Genomic DNA, 24,719 nt, shown 5'->3' with positions numbered 1-24,719 from the left:
ATGACTGAAATCACTACTGAAAAGGCCCGCATCGGCGCGCCCTCGGCCCAGCCGTTTATTAACGGTTTCACGGAAGAGGGCGAAAGCCTGTCTCCGATCAACGCGAACGGTTCCAAGGCCCCGCTGGCCGGCGAAGCCGTCAAGCGCCACTCCCACGGCGGCGGCGTCGGCATTCCGGACAGCTCACGCGCCGGCCGGCTGACCTCGTACAACCTGGCGGACTTCAAGCCGCTCACCGGGCTTGAGGAAGACTGGCGCTTTACCCCCCTCAAGCGCCTGCGTGGGCTGCACAGCGACGTCCTGGCGGGAGCGGCTCCCACCGTCACCGTCAGCGGCCCGGAGCAGGTCACGGTTGAGTCCGTGGCACGCGGCGACAAGCGCATCGGTTCCGCCGGCATCCCGGAGGACCGAGTGTCCGCCAACGCCTGGGAAAACTTCAGCGAAGCCACCGTCCTCACCATCCCGGCCGAGTTTGAAGCCGACACCGAGGTCACCGTCGTGATCGAAGGCACCTCCACGGAGGCAGCCGCCCAGCACCTGGTGATCGTGGCGGAGAGGTTCTCCAAGGCCACTGTGGTCCTGAACCACCAGGGCTCGGCCGTGGTGTCCGAAAACATCGAAATCGTTGTTGAAGACGGCGCCAACCTCACGGTGGTCTCGCTCCAGGAATGGAACGACGACGCCGTCCACGCCTCCTCCCAGCAGGCAAAGATCGGCCGCGACGCCAAGTTCAAGCACGTTGTGGTCAGCTTGGGCGGGGACCTGGTCCGTGTCACGCCGTCCACCCGTTTCACCGCCCCCGGCGGCGAAGCGGAAATGTTCGGCTTGTACTTCGCCGACGCCGGCCAGCACCTGGAGCAGAGGCTCTTTGTTGACCATGCGGTGGCGAACTGCACCTCCAATGTGCTCTACAAGGGCGCGTTGCAGGGCCGTAACGCCCACGCCGTGTGGGTAGGCGACGTCCTGATCCGCAAGGAAGCCGAAGGCACTGACAGCTACGAGGCCAACCGCAACCTCCTGCTCACGGACGGCGCCCGCGCCGACTCCGTGCCGAACCTCGAGATCGAGACCGGCCTGATCAAGGGTGCCGGCCACGCCAGCGCCACCGGCCGGCTGGACGACGAGCACCTGTTCTACCTCATGGCCCGCGGCATCCCCGAGGATGTTGCCCGCCGCCTGGTGGTCCGTGGCTTCCTGCACGAGATCATCCAGCAGATCAAGGTACCGGCCCTCGAAGAGCGGCTCACCGAGGCTGTTGAGCGCGAACTCGCCGTGACGAACAACTAGGCGGCGCGGACAACAGATGACTGACCAGCCAAAGGGCGAATTTGTCTGCAAGACGGATGAAATCCAGCTCAAGCACGCGCTCCGGATCCTGATTGATGACTACCCCGTAGCCATCGTGAAGGACTCCATGGGAGACATCCACGCCATCGGGGACACCTGCTCCCACGCGGACATCTCACTGTCCGAGGGCGAAGTGGAGGGCTGCATGATCGAATGCTGGGGCCACGGTTCCCAGTTCGACCTGCGCAGCGGTGAGCCGCTCCAGCTCCCCGCCTACGATCCCGTCCCGGTGTTCGCCGTCGAGATCGTCGGCGACGAGGTCTACGTGGACTTCACGAACGTACTCAACGGAGCGGAAGCCCCGAACTTCAGCTAGCAGCATCAACCTGGCAGATCAGCCGCGAGCAGCAACACCAAGCAACAGAACCAAACTTCCAGATACAGACCGCACCACCGCCGGAGGGCGCGGTGCAGAGGAGAACAAGACCTATGTCTACTCTTGAGATCAAGGACCTGCACGTCAGCATTGACACGGAGCAGGGCACCAAGGAGATCCTGAAGGGCGTCAGCCTGACCATCAAGACCGGTCAGACCCACGCCATCATGGGCCCCAACGGTTCGGGCAAGTCCACCCTGGCCTCCACCATTGCCGGGCACCCGCGCTACAAGGTCACCAGCGGAACCATCACGCTCGACGGCGAGGATGTCCTCGCAATGACCGTTGACCAGCGGGCCCGCGCCGGCCTCTTCCTGGCCATGCAGTACCCCGTGGAGGTCCCCGGTGTCAGCATGACCAACTTCCTGCGCACCGCCAAGACCGCCATTGACGGCGAAGCACCCAAGCTGCGTACCTGGACCAAGGACGTCAAGGCGGCCATGGCCCAGCTGCGCATCGATGCAGACTTCGCCGAGCGCAACGTCAACGAAGGCTTCTCCGGCGGCGAGAAGAAGCGGGTGGAGATCCTCCAGCTGGAACTCTTCAAGCCGAAGTTCGCCATCCTCGACGAGACCGACTCCGGGCTGGACGTTGACGCCCTGAAGGTTGTCTCCGAAGGCGTCAACCGTGCACACGAGACGGGCAACATGGGCACGCTGCTCATCACGCACTACACCCGCATCCTGCGCTACATCAAGCCTGACTTCGTCCACGTCTTCGTCGACGGCCAGGTTGTCGAAGAAGGCGGCCCGGAACTGGCTGACCGCCTCGAAGACGAGGGCTACGACCGTTACGCCACCGGCGCGGGCGCTGCCACCATCGCCGCTGCCGCACAGGCCTAGATAGGACTTGCCATGACCGAAATCAATGCGGCCCGCACGGGCCTCGAAGATGTCGAAGAGGCACTCAAGGACGTCATCGACCCGGAACTCGGTGTCAACATCGTGGACCTCGGGTTGCTGTACGGTCTGAAGTACTCGGACGACGACGGCGCGCTGCTGATCGACATGACGCTCACCACGGCTGCCTGCCCGCTCACCGATGTCATCGAGGAGCAGGTAGGCAAGTCCCTTGACGGTGTCGTTGACGACTGGCGCCTGAACTGGGTGTGGATGCCGCCTTGGGGTCCGGAGCGGATCACTGATGATGGCAAGGACCAGATGCGGGCCCTCGGCTTCAACATCTGATTGCCCCATCCACCGCATAAGTACGACGGCGGCCGGTTACCTCCCAGCGGAGGTAACCGGCCGCCGTCGTCCCCACCGGCCCACTTAAAGGGATGGCGCCGAGAAGGTGTCGCATTGGTTGATGTCGCCGGTCTGGTAGCCCTTGTAGAACCAGCTTTGCCGCTGTTCGCTGGAACCGTGCGTCCAGGCCTCGGGCGAGACCTGTCCGGTGGCGGCTTCCTGGATCCGGTCATCGCCCACCGCTGACGCTGCGGACAGGGCATCGTTCAGGTCCTGCTGGGTGATCGGTTCCAGGAACGGCTGGCCGTCGGGTCCGGGCTGGGTTGAGGCGTGCTTCACCCAGAGGCCGGCATAGCAGTCGGCCTGGAGTTCCACGCGGACCGCACCGGACTCGGGCCCCTGCGGGTCCTGTTGCGCGCGGTCGATGTACCCCAGCACGTTCTGGATGTGGTGGCCGAATTCGTGTGCCACCACGTACTCCTGCGCCAGGGGACCTCCCGAGGATCCGAAGCGGTCCACGAGGTCCTGGAAGAACCCGGGATCGAAGTAGGCAGTGCTGTCAGCCGGGCAGTAGAAGGGGCCCACCGCGCTGGAAGCCGTCCCGCACGCACTGCTGACGGCCTGGTCGAAGATCACCGTCTCCGGCTGCGGGTACTGCACGTTGTATTGCTGCAGATACGCCGGCCAGAACGCGTTCAGGCTGTTCACGGTGCCGGTGATCCGGCAGTCCAGGCGCGCGTCGGCGTCGGCGCCTGTGGTGCAGGCCGGGGCCGTGCCCTGGTTCTGATCAGCCGGGCCTGCCCCGCCGGTCAGGCCTTCGAGCAAGGCGGGGTTGACGCCGAGGAGCACAGCTATCAGCAGGACGATTCCGCCACCGATGCCGCCGCCGACTCTGGCCCCACGGCCCATGCCCCGCCGGTCCTGGACCTGGGACGGGTCGAGCTGCACGTTGTCATTGAAGCTCATGAAGTCACAATAGCCCTTGCCGGCACCACCGAAGCGGAGTCCGGCCGGTAAAGTTGGGACGATGCCTTTTCTCGATAGAATCCAGCGCTGGGCTGAAGAACGCCCCCATGACACCGCCGTCGTGGTGGCGGGCCGGCGCCTGCGCTGGGCTGAGCTCCGGGACGCCGCCGCAGCCGCCCTTCCGCAGACAGCTGCCGTCACCGTGCTTGCGGAGGCCAACTCCGTCGACTTCGCCGCAAGGTTCGCCGCAGCCGTTGCCGGTCGGCGGCAATGCGCCGTCCTGGACCCGACCTGGCCGGAGCCCCTGCACCAGGAGATCGTTCAACGGCTGGCCGAGTCGGCCAGGCCCGGCATGGTTTCCGCAGCGGATGCCTTGGCGGACGGGCCGCCGGACTCGACGTTCCTGATCGGACTCACCTCCGGCACCACGTCAGTGCCCAAGGCGTTTACCCGGTCCAGGCAGTCCTGGCGGCGGTCCTTTGACGCGTCCGTTGCGTTCTTCGGCCTCGCCCAGGACGACGTCACGCTCGCGCCCGGGCCCCTGGCCGCCAGCCTTAACCTCTATGCCCTGGCTGAGTGCCTCTACGCCGGCTCGGAATTCCAGACGCTGGAGAGTTTCGACGTCGGTGATGTCCACGCCGCGATCACGCACGACGGCGTGACCCGGCTCATCCTCGTGCCCACCATGCTGCGGCTGCTCAGTGAGCGCGGCCTGACCGGCGGCGTGGACGCCTCCGGCATCCGTACCATCATCTGCGCCGGCTCGAAGCTGGACGCACGCACCCTCGAAGCAGCACGGCGCTGGGCGCCGAATGCCACCATCTTCGAGTACTACGGCGCGTCCGAACTGAGCTTTGTCTCCGGCGTGGGGCTGGCGGCGGGGGAGCTCCTGGACGCCGGGGGTACAGGCATCGGACACCCGTTCCCGGGCGTGGACGTCAGAATCCTGGACGATGAGGGTTCCGAACTGCAGGACGGCGGAGCCGGCAATATCTGTGTCCGCAGCGGCATGGTCAGCAACGGCTACCTGTGGGGTGACGACGGCCAGGCGCTGCGCTCCTTCAACGGCTGGTTCACGGTGGGGGACCAGGGCTACCTCGCCGACGGCGAACTGCACATCCTGGGCCGGCGCGCCGACATGATCCTGACCTCGGGAAAAAACGTCTATCCGCACGAAGTGGAACTCGCCCTGGCGGCCGTGCCGGGGGTGGCTGCTGCTGTGGCCGCCGGAATACCCGACGATCTCCGCGGCCAACGGGTGGTCGCCGGCGTCGTTCCTTCCCATGGCGGCGTCACGGCCACGCAGCTGAAGGCCGGACTCGAAAACATCCTGCCGCGGGACAAGCGGCCCCACCAGTACTTCGCACTCTCCGAACTCCCCACCACGGACCGTGGAAAGGTCAGCCGGAACACTCTCCTGGACTGGATCGGCTCCCAGGACCCCAGGGCGCGGCACCTTGACCGCTGACGTGCGGCCCCAGGTCATGCCACCCGGCGACGTGCTGCCGCCGGACCGGCAGCCAGTGATCATTGCGGCGCGGCGTACCGCGGTCCGGCGCGCCAACGGTGCGCTGAAGGAACTGCGTGCGCACCAGCTTCTCGCACCGGTGCTGGCCAACCTCCTGGCAGATACCCACGTGCCGGCCGAAGAAGTCACCGATGTGGTGATCGGCAACGCCGTGGGCGGCGGCGGCAACGTGGCCCGCCTGGCCCTGCTTGAGGCGGGCCTGCCGGTCGCTGTGCCGGGACTGACTGTTGACCGCCAATGCGGGTCAGGCCTGGATGCCATCGCTCTGGCCACCCGGCTGGTTGCCGCCGGCGGCAACCCCCTGTATATAGCCGGGGGGGTGGAGAGCATCAGCACGGCTCCGCTGCGGGCCCACCGTAACGACGACGGCGAGCCTGAGTTTTTTGCCCGGGCCCAGTTTGTGCCGCACAGCTTCGGTGACCCGGACATGGGGGTCGCGGCCGAGAATGTAGCGGCCCGGTTTACGGTCGGCCGGGAGCGGCAGGATGCCTCGGCGCTGCGCAGCCACCGGCGGGCGCTGGCCGCGGCTGAAGCAGGGTTTTTCGCCGGCGAGATCACCACCCTGGAGACGTCCGCCGGACCCATCAGTGCCGACGACGGCCCCCGCCACGGCCTGACTGCCGCCGTTCTCAAGCGGTTCCCGCCCGCTTTTGTGCCAGGGGGGACTGTCACCGCCGGGAACTCATGCTTCGACGCGGACGCCGCTTCCGCCGTCGTCGTTACTTCATTGCAGCGGGCACGGGAACTCGGAGCCACAGACGGGCTCCTGGTGCTGGCCACGGACACTGCCGGTGTGGACCCCGAACTGCTGGGGATCGGCGCAGCGGTTGCCGCGGAGCGGCTCCTGAAGGCCAGGGGGTTGGCGGCTGCCAGCGTGGACCTGGTGGAATTCAACGAAGCCTTCGCGTCCCAGACCCTGGCCTGCCTGGACCGGTTGGGCATTGATCCGGACCGGGTCAACCTCGACGGCGGGGCGCTGGCATTGGGCCACGCCTACGGGGCGTCCGGTGCGGTGCTGGTGACCCGGCTACTCGCCCAGGCACGGCGGGCCGGGAACCATGGCTCCCTGGCGCTGGCCCTGATCAGTATTGCCGGCGGCATGGGCACGGCGGCGCTGCTGCGGTACGAGTTGCTGTCCGGCGCCTACTAGGTTCCCCCTAGGCAGCACAGGAAGGACAAGGACCCGTCAGTCTTCTGCGTCGCCCAGCCCGCGGGCAGCCAGCGCTTCGCCGGTCTGGCGGGCGAAGGCCACGGTGGTGATGAAGACAGGTAGCACAAGGGCACGCGGGTTGCGCTCAAGCCCGCGGGCGCGGGCGGAATCCCTGACGTCTGCAAAGGCGCCGGCGATATACGGGATGCTGCGGAGCATGATGGCTATGGTCAGCGCAAAACGTTCAGGGTCCGCGCCGAAGCGGCGGAACGGCGTGGCCAGCGATACCACGCCGTCGAGGATCCGCTGCATGGGCGTGGTGGCCGTCAGCAGGGATGCCGCCACCACGCAGACCAGGATGTTCAGGACAATCCGGGCGGCTGTGGGTCCACCCAGCTGCCACCACTGGAACAGGCCGATGACCACCAGCACCACGGCAACAGGGCGGACAGCGCTCGCCAGCCGCCGGGCTCCGGCGCCGGTCAGGAGAAAGAGCACGCCGAGGGCGGCCAGCATCGCGGCGGAGACCAGCCAGTCGACCACCAGGAAGGACACCGGGCCGCAGCTCAGCACCAGCAGGAACTTCACTGCCAGCGGCGTCCGGTGGATGAGGGAATTCCCCGGGACGTAGTTGGCCAGCAGGAAGCCGTGCCCTCTCATGGCGCGGCCAGGCCGTTGGTGACCAGCGCCCGGTATGCGTCCACGGCCGCGGCAGGGCCGCCGTCGAACATCACCCGTCCCGCCTCCACCACCAGCACACGGTCCATCTCCAGGGCGAGGTCGAGGTCGTGGGTGGACATCACGATCTGCTGGTCGAGGCCGGACAGCGTGCGGCGCAGGAGTTCCCGGTTCCGGAGGTCCAGGAGGGTGGACGGTTCGTCCAGCACCAGGACGGCTGGGTTCACGGCCAGTACAGCGGCGAGGGCCATCAGCTGGCGTTCGCCGCCGGAGAGTTCGTAGATGCTTTGGTCCGCGAGCGGCAGCAGGCCGAGGCGCTCCAGGGCCGCTTCGGCCAGCCGGCGGCGCTCCGCCCCGTTGCGGACCGGGCGGCGCAGCGAAAGCTCCACGTCTTCGCGCCCCGTGGGCATCACCAGCTGCGACAAGGGATCCGTGAAGACGAACCCCACCTGCCTGCGGACCGCCCGCACGGCCCGGACGGTGTCGGCGCCTTCCACCGACACTGTGCCGGAACTTGGCTGGACCAGGCCGTTGATCATTCGCAGCAGCGTGGACTTGCCGGACCCGTTGGCCCCGATCACGCCGATGCGCTGTTCGGTCAGTTCAAGCGTGACGTCCTGGAGCAGGGACTTGGGTTCCGGGCGGTTGTCAACGGCGACGGCCACGGATGCCTGCCGGAATGAAATGGTTGCCATGGCGGATCTAGTTGTTGATCCGCTTCACCCGGCGGACCAGGACGTCGGGGAAAGCCCGGTGCAGTGCCACGGCGATCACCGCGGCGAGGATGTTCTTAATCACGTCACCGGGGTAGAAGATCAGGTCTGCGAGGAAGGCTTCACCCAGTGACGCTTTGGTGTTCAGGGCGATCCCGGCAACTCCGAGGGTGTGCACGACGGCGATGCTGGTGACCATCGCCGACGCGAAGAACCACAGCGCCCGGGTACGTGTTGTCCGCCGGATCACCACGGTGGCGAGCCAGCCCACGACGGCTGCCGCGATAGGGAAAGCAATGATGTAGCCGGCCGACGGTCCGGCCAGGATGCCCAGGCCGCTGCGGCCCTGGCTGAAGATCGGCAGGCCGGCCAGGCCCAGGAGGGTGTACAGGCCGACGGCAGCGAACCCCCGGCCCGGGCCAAGCATCAGTCCGGTGAGCATCACCGCAAGCGTCTGGAAAGTGATGGGGACGCCGAACACGTTCGCCGCGATGCCGGGCACCATGGCGGAGCCCGCAACGAGTGCCGCAAAGACGGCGATCAGGCCCAGGTCGGTGGCGTTCCAGCGGTTCCGGAGGCGGGAAGCGGTGCCGTTGACGGCAGTGTCAGTCTGGCTCATGGGGTGTTCCTGTCGTGGTTGTACAAGCGAAGCATGGGGTGATCCTGACGTTACCGGTCGCCGTCGGACGCCATTTTGTAGGGGACCTACTAAGCGGGACGCCCGGGACTGACGGCAGGGCACAAACGCTGAGTCAACGCACGACGGCGGTGCAGCGGTTATGGGGTCAAGCTGGGGCCGGTAGACTTGGAAAGGCCGTTCTGTCGGCCATTCTGCCGGCTGCTTCCAGACATCACCCGTTGAGCTGCGGCGTTTCCCTGTTGTGAAAGGCCTTACCTGCTGTGATTACTGTCCAGGATCTTGAACTGCGCGCCGGCGCCCGGCTCCTCATGGACCAGGTGAGCTTCCGCATCGACAAGGGCGACAAGATCGGCCTCGTCGGCCGTAACGGCGCAGGCAAGACGACCCTGACCCGGGTGCTCGCGGGCGAAGGCCAGCCTGCCGGCGGCAAGGTGACCCGCAGCGGCGAGATCGGCTACCTGCCGCAGGATCCCCGCACCCCGGACATGGAACAGCTGGCCCGCGACCGCATCCTCTCCGCCCGCGGCCTGGACATCGCCGTCAACAACCTCAAGAAGACCCATGAGGACATGGCCAGCGAGGACACCGAGATCCAGCGCAAGGCGATGAACCGCTATGACCGGCTGGAATCCGAATTCCTGGCCGCCGGTGGATACGCGGCCGAGGCGGAGGCCGCCGCGATCTGCTCCAACCTGGCCCTCCCGGACCGGCTGCTGAACCAGCCGCTCAAGACCCTGTCCGGCGGCCAGCGCCGTCGTGTGGAACTCGCCCGGATCCTGTACTCGGACGCCGAAACCATGCTCCTCGATGAGCCCACCAACCACCTCGACGCGGATTCCATCACCTGGCTCCGCGAGTTCCTGAAGAACCACCAGGGCGGCCTGATCGTGATCAGCCACGACACCGAGCTGCTCGAAGCCACCGTCAACAAAGTGTTCCTGCTGGATCCCAACCGCGCCAAGATCGACTTCTACAACATGAACTGGAAGCGCTACCTCCAGCAGCGCGAAACGGACGAGCGCGCCCGCAAGCGTGAGCGCGCCAACGCCGAAAAGAAAGCCCAGGTCCTCATCGACCAGGCCAACAAAATGCGCGCCAAGGCCACCAAGGCCGTCGCAGCGCAGAACATGGCCAAGCGTGCCGAACGTCTCCTGGGCGGCCTCGAAGCCGTCCGCGCGACCGACCGCGTGGCAGCCCTGCGCTTCCCGGATCCGTCACCCTGCGGCAAGACCCCGCTCACCGCGGACGGACTCAGCAAGTCCTACGGCTCGTTGGAGATCTTCACCGACGTGGACCTGGCCATCGACCGCGGCTCCAAGGTGGTCATCCTGGGCCTCAACGGCGCCGGAAAGACCACCCTCCTGCGGATGCTTGCCGGCGTCGACAAACCGGACACCGGCGAGGTCGTGGCGGGCCACGGCCTGAAGGTGGGCTACTACGCCCAGGAGCACGAGACGCTCGACGTGGACCGCACCGTCCTGCAGAACATGCGCTCCTCCGCCCCGGACATGAACGACGCGGAAGTCCGCAACATCCTGGGCTCGTTCCTGTTCTCCGGAGACGACGTCGACAAGCCCGCCGGTGTGCTCTCCGGCGGCGAGAAGACCCGGCTGGCTCTGGCCACCATCGTGGCCTCCAGCGCGAACGTGCTGCTCCTTGACGAGCCCACCAACAACCTCGACCCGGCCAGCCGCGCCGAAATCCTCGGTGCCCTGAGCAACTACACCGGCGCCGTCGTCCTCGTGAGCCACGATGAAGGTGCCGTCGAAGCCCTGAACCCCGAGCGGGTCGTGCTGCTGCCCGACGGCATCGAGGACCACTGGAACGAAGACTACCTGGACCTGATTACGCTGGCTTAGCCTTCTCTGAGTCGGTTGTGTTCGCTGCGCGACGCGGGTGATTTCCCGCGTGCTCGCTCGTCCCTCGCTTAGACGCACGCTACATAAATCACCCACGCCGCTCCGCTTGCGGTCGGGTCACCTTTGGGCGAATCAGCGGACCGTTAGTTCTTCGGCGTCGGTGATCCGCAGCAGGTCTTCGTACGTGATGTTGAACATTGAGTTGTGGTCTCCGGCTCCGGCCCAGAGGAGCTTGTGGGCCTTGAGGGAGTTGTCCAGGAGAGTCCTGATCTTTGCCGGGTGGCCTATTGGGGCTACTCCGCCTACTTCCTGGCCTGTGTGTTGCAGGACGAAGGTGGAAGCGGCCCGGCGGATCTTGCCTGTTCCCAGCTGCGCCGCCACCAGCTTTGTGTCTACCTTCGCAGCGCCGCTTGCCAGTATCAGCAGCGGTGTGCCGCCGACGTCGAAGATCAGGCTGTTGGTGATGGCCGCGACATCGCAGCCAAGCGCCTTGGCCGCGGCAGCCGCCGTCGGGACCTTTGTGTCGAAGGTCCGCACTGTGTCCTGGAGACCAGCCGCTGTCAGGGCGTTTTTCACATTCGCCACCGGGGCGGCAGCTTCCACACTTTGCATGCGTCAGTAGCCCTGCGCGTCCAGTAGGGCGTCTTCCTCTTCTTCGGCAGTGGCCTTCCTGCGTTTGCGGGCAACCGGCGGACGACGGCGGGCTGCTGCAGCGGCGGAGTGCACCGGGCTGCCGGAGTCGCGTGATCCGTCCTGGATCTCAAGCTCGTCCGCGGCGTCAATCGCGGCATTCCTGGCCTGCTGCCGTGCGGCGTATCCGAAGCCCACGAACATCAGCACCCCGAACGCGAACCACTGCAACGAATAGGACAGGTGCGTGCCTTCTTCGGTGGCCGGCTTCGGGAACGGGAACGGCATGTCAGAGGGGGCGGGAGATTCAGAGGCCAGCTGCCCGTAGGCGCCAGTGAGTACGGGATAGCCCAGTTGGTCCGAGTAAGTGGGGAGATCGATGGATGCAAGCTGGCCGTCGGGGGCGCCGCGGTCCAACTGGGGCTCGCCGTGCTTGAGACGGACGACGGCGGTCACGGGTCCGGCGGGAGGCGCCGGGATGGAATCGGGACTGCCCGGGTTCTTGTTGCCGATGGGCAGCCAGCCGCGGTCGATCACCACGGTTTCACCGGTCTGCAGCTTGAACGGGACAACCACCTCATACCCGGGCTGCCCGTTCAACGGACGGTTGCGGACAATCCGCTGGCCGTCGGGATCATATGTGCCCTGGAGTTCCACCTGGGTCCATTCCTTCGACGGGTCCAGGGCGGAGAACTCGTCCCTCGCCTCGTCGAAGGAGATGGGTGTGGCGGAATAGTTGGTGACCACGCGGTTGATCTCCGCGAGGGTCTCCGCGCGGCGGTCCATCTGCCAGCGGCCGAGGAAGACGCAGGCAGCGGCAAAAATGGCGGCAAGCAGGAGGTATCCCAGCCACTTGCTGGAAAAGAGGAAGCGGTACATTCAGCCGTCCTGCCCTACCGGCGCCCGGCCTGCGTCCTGCCCCGAATCCAGGACCAGGGTTTCCTTCCAGAGCCCGCGGGTCTGGAGGTAATCTTCCAGCCAGTCACGGTGGTCATCGCAGGCAAGCCAGGTCTTGCGGCGTTCCGGCGTATGGATTTTTGGATTGTTCCAGAGCAATTGCCAGGAAGCTTCCGAGCGGCAGGCCTTGCGGGAGCACATGGCCGCCATAGCCGGCGGGGGACCAGCGGTCCCTGCAGCCAGGTCAAAAATATTCATGAGGCGCGCCGTTCCTGTCCTTGCGTGGGTTCGTCGTCGTCATCAATGAGCTCGCCCTGGATGACCGCGGACGTGGAGTCGTCCTGTTCCGGTGGCCAATACGGGCTTTCGAGCTCGGCAAGCGGAGCCGAGTCGAGCAGCAAGTCGCTGTGGACCTCCGCCTTATCGCTCCCGTTCGCGATCACCACAGCGATCCAGGGGAGGAAGACGGCGCCGGCCACCATCACGAGCTTGAACCAGCCGTCCACCACAAAAATGAGGATGAGGCAGACCATGCGGATTCCCATGGCCAGCGCGTACTTGATCATGCGCTGGCGCATGTCCTCCGAGTGGGCTGCCGCCGCGTCCGTAATGCTGTGGACCCCTGAATCCCCAGAGAACCTTTCGGGGTCTCCGGGCACGGGCTGTCCGGCATGGTTTTCAAGGGTCACGGCTGATTGATCACACTCCAAAGGCTTGCCTCAATTCTCTCACCATCGTCAGTGGCGCCCAAACGCGGGCTAAGATCGGAGGCAGCAAAATCACACCCCCTTACAACCGCGGCTGCACATGCCGCAGAATCCCGGAGCGTTTTATGTCTGAAGCAGCTACAGCGGCCCGCAGCGTCCTGATCACCGGTGGAAACCGCGGCATCGGCCTGGCCATCGCGCAGGCTTTTGTGGCCAACGGCGACAAGGTGGCCGTGACTTACCGGAGCGCGTCGGAGCTGCCGGCCGGGATTCTGGGCGTGAAGGCCGATGTGACTGACGAGGCCTCTGTGGATGCTGCCTTCGCCGAGGTGGAAGCTGCCCACGGTCCCGTTGAGGTCCTGGTGGCAAACGCGGGAATCACCAAGGACACGCTCCTGATGCGCATGAGTGAAGATGACTTCACGTCCGTGATCGACACCAACCTCACCGGCGCTTTCCGCGTCATCAAGCGCGCTTCGAAGGGCATGATCCGGATGCGCAAGGGCCGCGTCGTCCTCATTTCCTCGGTCTCCGGCCTCTATGGCGCGCCGGGACAGATCAACTACTCGGCCTCCAAGGCCGGTCTGGTGGGCATTGCCCGGTCCCTGACCCGAGAGCTCGGTTCGCGCGGGATCACGGCAAACGTTGTGGCTCCCGGATTCATCAACACGGACATGACGGCAGAACTGCCCGAAGCCACGCAGAAGGGCTACCTTTCCAGCATTCCTGCCGGCCGGTTTGCCGAGGCAACGGAAGTGGCGAACGTGGTCCGCTGGATCTCCAGTGACGAGGCGGCCTACATTTCAGGCGCCGTCATTCCCGTTGACGGCGGCCTTGGCATGGGCCACTGACCACAGAACACTGACACACGAGCCCGTCACTCGGCGTCGTCGAACGCTTCCCGCAGCCAGGCGATGACCTCGGCGTCGACGTCCCCAGCGGTGTTCAGTTCCAGGTGATGCATCCAAACGCCGCGGGACGGATGATTCACTTCCTTGAACCTGGGCGAGTCAATTCGCCGGGAGAGTCCGATCGAGAGAACCGCCGGCACCCCAGTGCTGAGGTGCCGGCGGGGATTCCAGACGTATGCAAAGCCGCGCCGGTTCCGGAATGCCACCTGGCTGCTTGTGGTGCGGCCGGTCGCCGGCATGGCGGTCATAATGGCGTTGTGGACTGCCTCGCAGAGTTGAAGTCCGGCGGGGGAATGCCTGAAGACCTCCTCCGGTGTGGATGGAGTGCCTGCGCTGCCCGTCATAGGGGGAGCTTACGCCGGGCGGAACACTGCCGGGAGGCTCTGCGGAACTAGGGTGAACTGCCTTCTTTGTGGGGGTCACACAAGTGAATGTAGCGGAGGCGCTGGCATGATGGACTTCAGACCTCAAGCGATTTAGACGTTTCAAACAAAGGAGCCCATATGGGACTGCTGGACAACAAAACCGCCATTGTGACCGGATCCTCACGGGGAATCGGCGCAGAAGTGGCCAAGAACCTCGCTGCCGAGGGCGCCGCCGTCGTAGTTAATTACCGCCAGAAGGCGCCGCGGGCCAACAAGGTGGTCGCAGGAATTGAAGCTGCCGGCGGCCGCGCCACCGCAGTGGGCGCGGATCTCACCACCCAGGAAGGCGTGCAGGCCCTGGCCAGCGCTGCCATGGAGAACTTCGGTTCGCTGGACGTCCTGGTGCTCAACGCTTCCGGCGGCATGGAGTCCGGCATGGCAGACGACTACGCCCTGAAGCTGAACCGCGACGCCCAGGTCAACATGCTCAACGCCGCCGTTCCCCTGATGAAGGAAGGCTCACGCGTGGTCTTCGTGACCAGTCACCAGGCCCACTTCATCAACTCCGTGCCCACCATGCCCGAATACGAGCCCGTGGCCCGCAGCAAGCGTGCCGGCGAGGACGCCCTGCGTGAGCTCCTTCCGAACCTGGCTGAGAAGGGCATTTCGCTGGTGGTTGTGTCCGGCGACATGATCGAAGGCACCGTCACGGCGACGCTGCTGGACCGCTCGAACCCGGGCGCCATCGAAGCCCGACGCGCCGAGGCCGGAAAGCTCTATTCCGTGGAGGAGTTCGCTGAAGTTGTGGCCGGCATGGCGACCGCGGACGTCGAATCCGGCCACACGGAATACGCCGGCGGCTCCGACTACTTCGGCAAGGGCGCCGAGTAGCCGTTCCGGGCATACCGCAAGGGCAGTAGTTGCCCGCGCCAAAAACCCCATCACCACGACGAGCTCCGGGCAGTACTCCTGCCCGGAGCTTTTGTCTGTCGCGAAGCCCAGTCTGTCTGTCTGGGGCAATATCGAGGGGCGTTGTCGACGCGAGCTACGCCGCCTAGGGTTTATGGATGGCACAGCAACCAGAGGTGACAGGCCGTAGCTATCCGGCAGGTGTTCCCTGTTGGGTGGACACCCAGCAGCCCGACGTGGAGGCCGCCATACACTTCTACGGCGGAATCTTCGGGTGGGAATTCGAGGACACCGCCCCGTCCGGCGGCACCGGCAGGTACGTCATCGCCACCCTTGACGGCCAGGAGGCCGGCGCCATCACGGGCCCCGGAACCGGTGCCGCCACGTGGAACACCTACATCTCCGTCGACGACGCGGACGCTGCCGCGCGCCACCTGCTCTCCGTCGGCGCAACACTGAAATCGGCCCCTGCCGATGCGGGCTCAGGAGGCGTGCAGGCCGTGCTGGCGGATCCCGAAGGCGCCGAGTTCCGCATCTGGCAGGCCCGCGGGCGGCTCGGTGCCCAGGCCGTCAACCTTCCCGGCGGATGGAACTTCAGTGATCTCCACACCACAGACACCGAGGCAGCAGTCGCCTTCTACACGAAGGCCTTCGGCTGGCAGTTCGACCACCTGGACTTTGGAATCATGATCCGCCGCCCCGGATACGGTGATCACCTTGAGGCCACCGTGGATCCCAACATCAGGGCTCGGCAGTCGGGCGACCTCGTGCCCCGCGGCTTCGAGGACGCTGTTGCCTGGCTTGCCTCCACGGCGCCGGGTGAGCGTCCGCAGTGGCACGTGACTTTTACCGTCGAGGACCGGGACCGTACGGCCGAGGATGCGGTGCGCCTCGGCGCCGTCCTCCTGGGGCAGGACGATACCGACTGGACGCGCACCGTCCTGATCCGGGATCCCGGCGGAGCCGTATTCACCGCGAGCCAGTTCACGCCGCCGTCGGGCTGAGCGGATTAAACGAGCCGGAGCGGAGCCTGCGGCTCAGACGCCCGCGATGTGGCGCACGGCGTCGAGGTACGGCATGTTGATCGCAGAGTCCGCAACTGCCCGGACCGCAGGCTTGGCATTGAACGCCACGCCCATCCCGGCGGCCCCGAGCATGTCCAGGTCGTTGGCGCCGTCGCCCACGGCAATGGTGTGTTCCATCGCGATTCCTTCTGCGGCCGCCCACTCGCGCAGGTACTTTTCCTTAGCAGCACGGTCAATCACGGCACCGAGCACCTTGCCGGTCAGGGCGCCGTCCACAATTTCGAGCTCGTTGGCGATCCAGTAGTCCAGGCCAAGATCCTGCGCGATCGGACGCAGGATCTGGTTGAACCCGCCGGACACCACGGCCACCACATGGCCTGCGGCTTTGAACGCCGCAACGAGCTCAGCGGCACCTTCGCTCAGCTTCACTTCCGCCCGGACGGAATCGACGACGGCGGCCGGCAGCCCTGCGAGCACGGCCACCCGCGCGTGGAGGCTCTGCGCGAAGTCCAGTTCACCGCGCATCGCCGCTTCGGTGACTGCCGCCACCTCCTCCCGCTTGCCCGCATAGGCCGCCAGGAGCTCGATGACTTCCTGCTGGATCAGCGTCGAATCAACGTCCATGATCAACAGCTTCCGCGGAGCCGCCCGCAGGCCGGAGGGAACGATGGCGGTGTCCAGGCCATCGTGCGCCGCCTCGGCCACCGCCCGGCGGAGGGCCGAAATGCCGGCGTCCGTGCCATCCGCGACGGCGACCTCGGCAGTGTGGACCTCAAACCGGCTGTCCCCGCCCCGTGATTCGGATTGGAGCGTGGCGCCACTGCCCGTCAGGGCGGAGCGCAGCTTGTCGAGCCCGGAGGCAGTCAGTTTTGGGCCATAGCTGACCGCAGTCACGTTCGAAGTCATGGCTGCAATCTTAGCCAGCGGGGGAGAGCCGCCCGAATTGATGGCGCCACGTTGATGGCGAACCCGTGGGCCAGCCAGCAAACAGGCCATGGCCGGGACTGTGACAAGCGTCGCTGTCCACGTTTCAGTTATCAGTCCGTCCCTGTTTTGTCCTAGTGTCTACTCCTATGAGTGATGTTCTTGAATTGGCCGCCGTCAGCGTTGTCCGTGGGTCTAAGACGCTCCTGAACAAGGTGGACTGGCAGGTCAAGGAGGGCGAGCGCTGGGTCATCCTGGGACCCAACGGCGCAGGCAAGACCACTCTCCTGCAGATTGCTGCAGCCCGCCTTCACCCCACCAGCGGCATAGCCGGCGTCTTAGAGGAAATCCTCGGCTCCGTGGACGTGTTTGAACTCCGGCCCCGCATCGGCCTGTCCTCCGCCGCACTGGCCAACCAGATTCCCGGGCACGAAACGGTCCTCAATGTTGTTGTCACCGCGGCGTACGGCGTGACGGGGCGGTGGCGTGAGGGCTATGAGAGGGCTGACGAACGCCGGGCTTTCAGGCTGCTGAATGACTGGGGCATGGGGCCGTTCCTGAACAGGGCTTTCGCGTCCCTGTCCGAGGGTGAGCGCAAGCGCGTCCAGATTGCCCGTGCCCTGATGACTGACCCGGAACTCCTCCTGCTCGACGAACCTGCCGCCGGCCTGGACCTGGGTGGGCGCGAGGACCTGGTGCACCGCCTCACCGAACTGGCTCGTGATGACGCCGCTCCGGCCATTGTCCTGGTCACCCACCACCTCGAAGAAGTGCCGCCTGGCTTCACCCACGCGATGTTGCTCCGGGAATCCAACGTGGTGGCGGCCGGACCCCTCGAGGGTGTGCTCACGGCCGAGCACCTCAGCAAGACCTTCGGCGTGGAACTCGACGTCACCGTCAACGCCGGCCGCTACACCGCCACCGCCCGCCGCTAGGCCACGGGCGCCGCCAACCGTGGATCTTCCCAGCAGCATCTTTGTGTTTTTCGCCGGCCTGTGGGCCGGCACCATCAACGCCGTTGTAGGCTCCGGCACCCTGGTCACCTTCCCGGTCCTGATCGCCCTCGGCGTCACTCCGGTGGTCGCTTCCATGAGCAACGCGATGGGCCTTGTGGCCGGCACCGCAGCGGGCGCGTGGGGCTACCGCCGCGAGCTCAAGGGCCGCGGCCTGCAGCTGCTGAAGCTCCTCCCTGCGTCGCTGCTGGGCGGCATCACCGGAGCCTGGCTGCTGCTGCACCTGCCGGAGAAGGTCTTCCACTACGTCGCACCGGTCCTCCTGGTCCTTGCCCTGCTGATGGTGGTGTTCCAGCCGCGGCTGCAGGCCTGGGTCCGCAACCGCGAGGAAAACCCCGAGCACGCCATCAAGGACAAACGCCACGGCATCCTCCTGATCGTGCTGGTGTACCTGGCCGGCGTCTACGGGGGCTACTTCGTGGCCGCCCAGGGCATCCTCCTGGTCGGCATCCTGGGCGTGTTCCTCACCGGCACCATCCAGAACGCCAATGCCATGAAGAACATCCTGGTCCTCGGCGTGAACCTCGTGGCCGCGGTGTCCTACCTGCTCTTCGCGTTTGACCGGATCAACTGGCTGGTGGTGCTCCTGATTGCCGTGAGCTCCACGATCGGCGGCCTCCTGGGCTCCAAGGTGGGACGGCGGCTGTCCCCGGCCGTGCTGCGGACTGTCATCTTTGCGCTCGGCCTGATGGCGCTGGGCTTTATGATCGCCAACCTGATGAAATAATCAGCCGGTGACAATCCACTACCTCGAATCGGCCGGAGATCCCCGCGTCTCCGACTACACGCAGCTGACGGACGTCCACCTGCGGAAGCTCCGTGAACCGGCCGAGGGAATGTACATCGCCGAATCCTCACGGGTCCTCCGCCGGGCGTTGGCGGCCGGCCACCGGCCAAGGTCGTTCTTCCTGGCGGAGAAATGGCTGGCTGACCTGCAGGATGTCCTCAGTGCCCACCCCGACGTTCCCGCCTTTATCGGCAGCGCCGCCCTGCTCGAGGAGATCACCGGGTTCCACCTCCACCGCGGCGCCATGGCAGCCATGCAACGGCCGGAACCGGTACCCCTCCGCGACTTGCTGGCAGGTGCGCGCCGGGTCGCGGTCCTGGAGGACATCGTGGACCACACCAACGTGGGTGCCATCTTCCGGTCGGCCGCGGCCCTGGACATCGATGCCGTCCTGATTTCTCCGCGCTGCGGCGATCCGCTCTACCGCCGCAGCGTCCGGGTCAGCATGGGAACGGTCTTCCAGGTACCCTGGGCGCGGCTGGAGTCCTGGCCGCACGACCTGTTGCTGCTCAAGGAAGCCGGCTTCACCGTGGCCGCGTTGGAACTCACGGGGGACGCCGTGGACGTGGATGCGCTTGCCGCACGCAATCCGGACCGGCTGGCCCTGGTGCTCGGCACCGAAGGTGCCGGCATGAGCGCCGAGACGCTTGCCGCCGTCGACCTCGCCGTGAAGATCCCCATGCGCGCCGGTGTGGACTCCCTCAACGTGGCGGCGGCCTCCGCCGTGGCGTTCTGGGAACTCCGGCCCCGCGGTTCGCAGGGTCCGCGCTGATCAGCTATTATTAACAGCTGGCTGTCCTGCGCTTTCTGCCTTGCGGCAGTGAAGCAGGCACCAGCCATCCCATTCATACCTGGCAGCTGGCAAAATCCAGTTGTGCGAACAAAGGCCCCATTATGAAGTCTGATATCCACCCGAAGTACGAAGCTGTTGTTTTCAACGACCTGGCTTCCGGCGTCAAGTTCCTGACCAAGTCCACCGTGTCTTCCAAGAAGACCATCGAGTGGGAAGACGGAAACACCTACCCGGTTATCGACGTCGAAATCTCCTCCGAGTCCCACCCGTTCTACACGGGCAAGCAGCGCATCATGGACTCTGCAGGCCGCGTCGAGCGCTTCAACGCTCGCTTCAAGGGCTTCGGCGGCGCGAAGTAATTCACTTCACCCCCCAAGGTTCTTTGGAAAGCCCGCACCGGCAACGGTGCGGGCTTTTTGCGTCCGGGGTTTTGTCGTTTCGGGGAGCCCTGATCGTGGGGCAGGATGGATGTCATGACTGCCTCGCCGTTTGCCGCCGAAGACCGCCCCCGCAGCCACCACGGTGAGTACAAAGTCCCCGGCGGCAAACTTGTGGTGGCGGATTTCGACGTTGTGGACGGTGTCCTCGCTGATGTCTCCCTCAGCGGCGACTTTTTCCTCGAACCCGACGAGGCGCTGCCTGCCATCAACCGGGCGCTGACAGGACTTCCGGAAAGCACGACGGCGGCGGAGCTGTCCGCGGCCGTCACCGCTTCGCTGCCGCCCGGCGCTGTCCTGTTCGGCTTTTCTGCCGACGCCGTGGCCGTCACCGTTCGCCGCTCGTTGGCGAAGGCCACGTCCTGGACTGACCACCACTGGAACATCATCGCTCCCACCGTGCTGCCCACTCATATCAACGTCGCCCTGGACGAGGTGCTCACCGAAGAGGTGGGCGCCGGCCGTCGCAACCCCACCCTGCGGTTCTGGGACTGGGAAGAACCATCCGTGGTGATCGGCAGCTTCCAGTCCTTCAGGAACGAGCTGGATCCCGACGGCGTTGCCCGGCACGGCATCACGGTGGTCCGCCGGATCAGCGGCGGCGGCGCCATGTTTATGGAGGCCGGCAACTGCATCACGTACTCCCTGTACCTGCCGCAGACGCTCGTGGACGGGATCAGCTTCGCGGACTCCTACACGTTCCTCGACGCGTGGGTGATGGCCGCCCTCGAGAAAATCGGGGTGACCGCGTTTTACGTGCCCCTGAACGACATCGCCACGGACCAGGGCAAGATCGGCGGCGCCGCGCAGAAGCGCCTGGCCAACGGGGGCATGCTGCACCACGTCACCATGAGCTACGACATCGACGCCGACAAGATGGTCGAGGTGCTGCGCATCGGCAAGGAGAAGCTCTCGGACAAGGGGACCCGCAGCGCCAAGAAGCGGGTTGATCCGCTGCGCCGGCAGTCCGGGCTGGCCCGCACGGAGATCATCGCGGCCATGACGGAAGTATTCACCGAACGCTACGCCGCCACACCGTCGGAACTCACGAACGCCGAACTCAACGCCGCCCGGGACCGGGTGACCACCAAGTTCGGCGCCGAGGATTGGCTGCACCGGGTCCCGTAAGGGCCCTCGCCGGAGATCTACACAGCCTGTGCGTTGAGCGCCCTCAGAAGGTGGCTCCGCTGCTCCACAATGATCCGGCGCAGCGCCCGGGGCGCATCGGAGTTGGCCGTCAACCAGGCGTCCGTGCGGAGCACCACGGCGTGCTCAGCAGGCAAGGCCCCCGCTGGCAGATCCTGCGCCAGGGGATAGAGCCCCCGGACGATCCGGCTGGCGATTTCAATGCTCCTGTTGTCCCAGACACCGCGGAGGCACTCGAAGTACGGCTCCACATAGGGTTCCAGCAGGGCAGCGGGAGCAGTGGCAAATCCAACGATGGTGGCGCTGAGCAGCTGGTTCGACAGCTCCGTCCCCTCCACGGCAGAGTGCCATGCGGCGGCCTTCACACCGGGCTCCGGACGGGCGGCGAGGGCTGTGGCGTGGCCAGCCCGGCCCGAAGCGGTGGTGTCGCGTTCGAGTTCTGCGTCCAGCTCTTCGGGGGTTGCCTGCCCGTTGGCCGCCAGGGCGTGCCAGAGGCTCCAGCGCAGCTCGGCGTCCACGGCCAGGCCGTCCACTACCGCCGTGCCGTCCAGAAGGCCCCCGAGCCGGGGGAGGAGGGCAGCGTCATGACGGCTGACGGCGGCGAGCGTCCGCGCCCAGGCCAGCTGGTGGTCCGAGCCCGGCGCTGCCTTACCCAGCTGTGCGTCAGCCGCGGCCAGGAAGGCGCCGCGCACCGCGTCGCGCTGGGCCAGGGGGGTGTAGCGTTCGACGGCGGTGGCGGCGTTCTCGAGGATGTTCAGCAGCACGCCGACTCCCGTTTCGAACGGGCCGAACGACGTCACGGCCTCAACGTAGCGGGAGGCCGGGCTTTCGGCGTCGCGGGCGGAGTTCCACAACGCGGTCCAGCAGAGGGCGCGGGCCATCGGATCGGTGATGCGGTCCAGGGATGCCAAAACTGTTTCCTCGGACACCGGGTCCAGCCGGACTTTTGCGTAGGTCAGGTCATCATCGTTGACGAGCAGGAGGGCGGGCCGCGGCTGCACGGCCAACTCCGGGACCTCTGTCCGCGCTCCGGCAACGTCCGTTTCGATACTCCCGGTGCGGACCAGGGCGCCGTTGGCATCGAAGTTGTACGACCCCACGCGCAGCCGGTGCGGCCTCGGTTCCTCCCGTCCGGTAACGGGGTCCACCGCAGCCTGGACGATCGTTACGGCGCCGAGGACGCCGTCGTGCGCATCCGTCTCCAGCGACAGCGTGGAGATGCCGGAGGTCTGCAGCCAGGCGGCAGCCCAGCCGGCAAGGTCGCGGCCGGAAGCGGCGCTAAGTGCCTTCAGCAGGTCCGCCAGGGTGGTGTTTCCGTAGGCGTGATCGCGGAAGTACTGCCGTGAGCCGGCGATGAAAGCATCGAACCCGACGTACGCCACTAGCTGCTTGAGTACGGACGCACCCTTGGCGTAGGTGATGCCGTCAAAATTCTGCTTGGCGGCCTCAAGGTCAGGGATGTCGGCAACGATCGGGTGGGTGGTGGGCAGCTGGTCCTGGACGTAGGCCCACGCCTTGCGCTTGTTGGCGAAGTTCACCCAGGCTGTGGCCCAGTCCGTGGCACGGTCCACGCCGAGCGTGCCCATGTAGTCCGCGAAGGACTCCTTCAGCCACAGGTCGTCCCACCACTGCATCGTGACCAGGTCGCCGAACCACATGTGCGCCATCTCGTGCATCAGCGTGTTCGCCCGGGCCTGGTACTGCGCGTCGGTGGCGCGGGAGGTGAACACGTAGCTTTCGGTGAACGTGACCAGCCCCGGGTTTTCCATCGCGCCCAGGTTGTATTCCGGAACGAAGGCCTGATCGTATTTTCCCCAGGGGTAGGGAAAATCGAAAAGCCGGTTGAAGAAGTCCAGCCCGTTTTTGGTCAGGCGGAAGAGCTCCGCGGCATCGAACGATTCCGCCATGGAAGCCCGGCAGTACAGCGCCAGCGGAACCTCCAGCTGCGTGCCGTCGTCGAGCGTGGCGCTCCAGTGGTCCTGGGCTTTGAAGTACGGCCCGGCGAGCACTGTGGTGATGTAGGTGGACATGGGGCTTGTGGTGGCGAAGTCCCAGCGGCTGGTGGCCGGATCGCTGGTCAGCTGCGTCCGGGCCACTTCCACGCCGTTGGAGGCCACCTCCCAGCCGGACGGTGCCATCACGTGGAATGTGTACTCGGCCTTGAGGTCAGGCTGTTCGAAGTTCGCGAACACTCGCCGGGCGTCGGCGGGCTCATACTGCGTGTAGAGGTAGCACTGGCCGTCGGCGGGATCCACAAAACGGTGCATGCCCTCGCCGGACCGGCTGTAGAGGGCGGTGCCGGTGACGGTGACCTGGTTCTCAGCCTGCAGGTTGTCCAGGCGGATCCGGGAGCCGTCCACAACGTCGGCTACGGGCAGCGCCTGGCCGTTGAGGAACACACTGTGGACCTCACCGGCGATGAAATCCAGAAATGTTGATACCGCCTCCTGCCCCTGGCCCGGCACGGCGGCGGAGAAGTGGATAACGCTGCGGCTGATGTAGCCCGCCACATCCGGGTCCGCTGCCTGCCGCACATCCAGGGAGACGTCGTAACTGTGGGTGCTGATCAGGGCTGACCGTTGAGCGGCTTCATCGCGCTGCAGATTCTCATGTGACACTCAGCTATCTAATCACGGGACCCGGGCCTGCCGGTCACCATCCGGCCGCTAGCCTAGGCGGTCATCAGCAGGGCCGCTGCCAGGCCCAGCAGTGCGATCAGCAGCCAGGCCGCCAGCGCCGCGAGCAGCGCCCTTGCTCCGGTGTGCAGGAGCGTGCGGATCCGCACGGCGGACCCGAGCCCGAAGAGCGCCGCTCCCAGGAGAATGTCCTGCAGCCCCGCACCGGCGTCGAGCCAGCCGTCCGAGAGCCATTCCGTGGACCGAAGCGCCACCATGGCCACAAACCCCACCACGAACAGCGGCACCAGCGGCGGCAGCGCATGCTGTCCTGACGTGTTCATGCGGTGGTGCACGCCCGCCACGGCCACCACCGGTGCCAAGAGCAGCACTCGCGTGAGCTTAACGACGACGGCGATGCCCAGTGCTGCGGTGCCGGCGGTCTGCGCCGTGGCCACCACCTGGCCGACGTCGTGCACCGACGCACCCGTCCAGGCTCCGAAAGCGAGGGGGCTCAACTGCAGGGGATGCATCAGCAGCGGCAGGATGCCGATCGCCAGCGTGCCGCACAGTGTCACCAGCGCCACCGGCAGGACAGTATCCGCATGGCGGATCCGCCGCACGGCCGCCATGGCACCGATGGCGGACGCCCCGCAGATCGAAAAGCCGGTCGCCACCAGCAGCGCGGTCTCGCGCGGCAGCCGGAACAGCCGGACCAGCAGGTAGGTGCCGCCGAAACTCAGCAGCACCACGCCCGTTATCAGGACCATGGCCAGCCAGCCGAGGCCCAGGATGTCCATGATGCTCACTTTGAGGCCCAGCAGGACGATGCCGCCCCGCATCAGGTGCTTGCCCGCGAAGTCCAGGCCCGGACGCGCCCGTCCGGCGATCCATACCGCCGTGCCGGGCAGGTTCGCAGCGAGCAGGCCCAGCGCCACCGCGATGGTCATGGCCGGCAGTGTCGGCACCATGGCATGTACGGCGAAGGCAACGGCAAGGGCGGGGGTGGCTGTCAAGAGGCCGGGCAGGAACCTGCCCGAACGTATCTTCAGTCCACGAAGCCTGGCGCGCAGTCCGCTGCGGCTCTTCCCGCCGTCTCCGAAGCTCCCGGGATTA

Annotated in this window: 27 protein-coding genes; 15 read left to right on the top strand and 12 right to left on the bottom strand. The window is 66.2% G+C overall.

Annotation, left to right across the window (positions count from 1 at the left end):
* From sufD to NFC73_RS05705, 4 genes are all read left to right on the top strand, one after another.
* Window positions 1–1,287, top strand: coding sequence for a Fe-S cluster assembly protein SufD (sufD, locus tag NFC73_RS05720; protein ID WP_254748379.1), 1,287 nt, complete (start codon window positions 1–3; stop codon window positions 1,285–1,287).
* A 16-nt stretch (window positions 1,288–1,303) separates the two neighbouring features.
* Window positions 1,304–1,663 (top strand): non-heme iron oxygenase ferredoxin subunit, encoded by a 360-nt coding sequence (locus NFC73_RS05715; protein WP_254748378.1) that lies wholly within the window; start codon window positions 1,304–1,306, stop codon window positions 1,661–1,663.
* Between the two features lie 113 nt (window positions 1,664–1,776).
* The gene (gene sufC, locus NFC73_RS05710) at window positions 1,777–2,565 is read left to right on the top strand and encodes a Fe-S cluster assembly ATPase SufC (protein ID WP_254748376.1); all 789 of its coding nucleotides are present in this window, start codon (window positions 1,777–1,779) and stop codon (window positions 2,563–2,565) included.
* A gap of 12 nt (window positions 2,566–2,577) precedes the next feature.
* Window positions 2,578–2,910, top strand: a complete 333-nt coding sequence (locus NFC73_RS05705; protein WP_056339832.1) for a metal-sulfur cluster assembly factor — start codon at window positions 2,578–2,580, stop codon at window positions 2,908–2,910.
* Window positions 2,911–2,994: 84 nt separating this feature from the next.
* Here NFC73_RS05705 and ypfJ read toward each other — a convergent pair whose 3' ends face one another.
* Entirely contained in the window at window positions 2,995–3,876 is an 882-nt protein-coding gene (gene ypfJ / locus NFC73_RS05700) for a KPN_02809 family neutral zinc metallopeptidase (protein WP_254748375.1), read from the bottom strand.
* 61 nt (window positions 3,877–3,937) lie between these two features.
* Between ypfJ and NFC73_RS05695 the strand changes: the two genes are divergently transcribed.
* Both NFC73_RS05695 and NFC73_RS05690 read left to right on the top strand, forming a co-directional pair.
* On the top strand, window positions 3,938–5,344 hold the full coding sequence (locus tag NFC73_RS05695) for a class I adenylate-forming enzyme family protein (protein ID WP_254748374.1): 1,407 nt from the start codon (window positions 3,938–3,940) through the stop codon (window positions 5,342–5,344).
* A 16-nt stretch (window positions 5,345–5,360) separates the two neighbouring features.
* On the top strand, window positions 5,361–6,554 hold the full coding sequence (locus NFC73_RS05690) for a thiolase family protein (RefSeq protein WP_254748861.1): 1,194 nt from the start codon (window positions 5,361–5,363) through the stop codon (window positions 6,552–6,554).
* Window positions 6,555–6,590: 36 nt separating this feature from the next.
* Here NFC73_RS05690 and NFC73_RS05685 read toward each other — a convergent pair whose 3' ends face one another.
* Genes NFC73_RS05685 through NFC73_RS05675 form a run of 3 tightly spaced genes read right to left on the bottom strand, consistent with a single transcriptional unit; the run spans window position 6,591 to window position 8,564 of the window.
* A complete protein-coding gene (locus NFC73_RS05685) occupies window positions 6,591–7,214 on the bottom strand; it encodes an energy-coupling factor transporter transmembrane component T family protein (RefSeq protein ID WP_254748373.1) in 624 nt (207 codons plus the stop codon).
* Window positions 7,211–7,927, bottom strand: coding sequence for an energy-coupling factor ABC transporter ATP-binding protein (locus NFC73_RS05680; protein ID WP_254748372.1), 717 nt, complete (start codon window positions 7,925–7,927; stop codon window positions 7,211–7,213). The genes NFC73_RS05685 and NFC73_RS05680 overlap by 4 nt, the downstream gene beginning before the upstream one ends.
* A gap of 7 nt (window positions 7,928–7,934) precedes the next feature.
* On the bottom strand, window positions 7,935–8,564 hold the full coding sequence (locus NFC73_RS05675) for a biotin transporter BioY (RefSeq protein WP_254748371.1): 630 nt from the start codon (window positions 8,562–8,564) through the stop codon (window positions 7,935–7,937).
* 281 nt (window positions 8,565–8,845) lie between these two features.
* Between NFC73_RS05675 and NFC73_RS05670 the strand changes: the two genes are divergently transcribed.
* Window positions 8,846–10,444 (top strand): ABC-F family ATP-binding cassette domain-containing protein, encoded by a 1,599-nt coding sequence (locus NFC73_RS05670; RefSeq protein ID WP_104061449.1) that lies wholly within the window; start codon window positions 8,846–8,848, stop codon window positions 10,442–10,444.
* A 132-nt stretch (window positions 10,445–10,576) separates the two neighbouring features.
* Here NFC73_RS05670 and NFC73_RS05665 read toward each other — a convergent pair whose 3' ends face one another.
* The 4 genes from NFC73_RS05665 to NFC73_RS05650 are packed head-to-tail and all read right to left on the bottom strand — an operon-like array spanning window position 10,577 to window position 12,660.
* Entirely contained in the window at window positions 10,577–11,056 is a 480-nt protein-coding gene (locus NFC73_RS05665) for a YbaK/EbsC family protein (RefSeq protein WP_254748370.1), read from the bottom strand.
* A 3-nt stretch (window positions 11,057–11,059) separates the two neighbouring features.
* Entirely contained in the window at window positions 11,060–11,953 is an 894-nt protein-coding gene (locus tag NFC73_RS05660) for an SURF1 family cytochrome oxidase biogenesis protein (protein ID WP_254748369.1), read from the bottom strand.
* Window positions 11,954–12,229 (bottom strand): hypothetical protein, encoded by a 276-nt coding sequence (locus NFC73_RS05655; protein ID WP_254748368.1) that lies wholly within the window; start codon window positions 12,227–12,229, stop codon window positions 11,954–11,956. It abuts the gene before it with no gap.
* On the bottom strand, window positions 12,226–12,660 hold the full coding sequence (locus NFC73_RS05650; protein WP_254748367.1) for a DUF3099 domain-containing protein: 435 nt from the start codon (window positions 12,658–12,660) through the stop codon (window positions 12,226–12,228). The genes NFC73_RS05655 and NFC73_RS05650 overlap by 4 nt, the downstream gene beginning before the upstream one ends.
* Window positions 12,661–12,803: 143 nt before the next feature.
* Here NFC73_RS05650 and fabG point away from each other — a divergent pair, with 143 nt between their 5' ends.
* Window positions 12,804–13,529 carry a 3-oxoacyl-ACP reductase FabG gene (gene fabG / locus NFC73_RS05645; RefSeq protein WP_104061453.1) on the top strand — a complete coding sequence of 242 codons (726 nt, stop codon included), beginning with the start codon at window positions 12,804–12,806 and terminating at the stop codon, window positions 13,527–13,529.
* 26 nt (window positions 13,530–13,555) lie between these two features.
* Here the strand turns inward: fabG and NFC73_RS05640 are convergent, their stop codons facing one another.
* Window positions 13,556–13,933 (bottom strand): DUF5655 domain-containing protein, encoded by a 378-nt coding sequence (locus tag NFC73_RS05640; protein WP_254748365.1) that lies wholly within the window; start codon window positions 13,931–13,933, stop codon window positions 13,556–13,558.
* A gap of 159 nt (window positions 13,934–14,092) precedes the next feature.
* Between NFC73_RS05640 and NFC73_RS05635 the strand changes: the two genes are divergently transcribed.
* Both NFC73_RS05635 and NFC73_RS05630 read left to right on the top strand, forming a co-directional pair.
* Window positions 14,093–14,845 carry an SDR family oxidoreductase gene (locus tag NFC73_RS05635; protein ID WP_254748363.1) on the top strand — a complete coding sequence of 251 codons (753 nt, stop codon included), beginning with the start codon at window positions 14,093–14,095 and terminating at the stop codon, window positions 14,843–14,845.
* A 176-nt stretch (window positions 14,846–15,021) separates the two neighbouring features.
* Entirely contained in the window at window positions 15,022–15,867 is an 846-nt protein-coding gene (locus tag NFC73_RS05630; RefSeq protein ID WP_254748360.1) for a VOC family protein, read from the top strand.
* A 33-nt stretch (window positions 15,868–15,900) separates the two neighbouring features.
* On the opposite strand, the gene serB is transcribed toward NFC73_RS05630, so the two are convergent.
* Window positions 15,901–16,794 carry a phosphoserine phosphatase SerB gene (gene serB, locus NFC73_RS05625; protein WP_254748358.1) on the bottom strand — a complete coding sequence of 298 codons (894 nt, stop codon included), beginning with the start codon at window positions 16,792–16,794 and terminating at the stop codon, window positions 15,901–15,903.
* A gap of 167 nt (window positions 16,795–16,961) precedes the next feature.
* On the opposite strand from serB, the gene NFC73_RS05620 reads away from it, so the two are divergent.
* The 5 genes from NFC73_RS05620 to lplAB all read left to right on the top strand — a co-directional run bounded on the left by NFC73_RS05620 (window position 16,962) and on the right by lplAB (window position 20,970).
* Complete coding sequence (locus NFC73_RS05620; protein ID WP_058932497.1) at window positions 16,962–17,747, top strand: ABC transporter ATP-binding protein; 786 nt, start codon at window positions 16,962–16,964, stop codon at window positions 17,745–17,747.
* A gap of 19 nt (window positions 17,748–17,766) precedes the next feature.
* On the top strand, window positions 17,767–18,552 hold the full coding sequence (locus NFC73_RS05615) for a sulfite exporter TauE/SafE family protein (protein ID WP_254748356.1): 786 nt from the start codon (window positions 17,767–17,769) through the stop codon (window positions 18,550–18,552).
* Between the two features lie 7 nt (window positions 18,553–18,559).
* The gene (locus NFC73_RS05610; RefSeq protein ID WP_254748354.1) at window positions 18,560–19,384 is read left to right on the top strand and encodes a TrmH family RNA methyltransferase; all 825 of its coding nucleotides are present in this window, start codon (window positions 18,560–18,562) and stop codon (window positions 19,382–19,384) included.
* Between the two features lie 122 nt (window positions 19,385–19,506).
* On the top strand, window positions 19,507–19,764 hold the full coding sequence (locus NFC73_RS05605; protein WP_056339888.1) for a type B 50S ribosomal protein L31: 258 nt from the start codon (window positions 19,507–19,509) through the stop codon (window positions 19,762–19,764).
* 114 nt (window positions 19,765–19,878) lie between these two features.
* Window positions 19,879–20,970 carry a lipoate-protein ligase LplAB gene (gene lplAB, locus NFC73_RS05600; RefSeq protein ID WP_254748353.1) on the top strand — a complete coding sequence of 364 codons (1,092 nt, stop codon included), beginning with the start codon at window positions 19,879–19,881 and terminating at the stop codon, window positions 20,968–20,970.
* Window positions 20,971–20,987: 17 nt separating this feature from the next.
* Here lplAB and pepN read toward each other — a convergent pair whose 3' ends face one another.
* Complete coding sequence (gene pepN / locus NFC73_RS05595) at window positions 20,988–23,606, bottom strand: aminopeptidase N (protein ID WP_254748352.1); 2,619 nt, start codon at window positions 23,604–23,606, stop codon at window positions 20,988–20,990.
* 53 nt (window positions 23,607–23,659) lie between these two features.
* Window positions 23,660–24,676, bottom strand: a complete 1,017-nt coding sequence (locus NFC73_RS05590; RefSeq protein WP_504967604.1) for a YeiH family protein — start codon at window positions 24,674–24,676, stop codon at window positions 23,660–23,662.
* Between the last annotated feature and the right edge of the window lie 43 nt (window positions 24,677–24,719).

Origin of the sequence: Pseudarthrobacter humi (assembly GCF_024294965.1) — a bacterium.
Classification (GTDB): Bacteria; Actinomycetota; Actinomycetes; order Actinomycetales; family Micrococcaceae; genus Arthrobacter; species Arthrobacter humi.
Note: the sequence above shows the minus strand (reverse complement) of the source record. Positions and strands in the feature narration are given on the sequence as shown.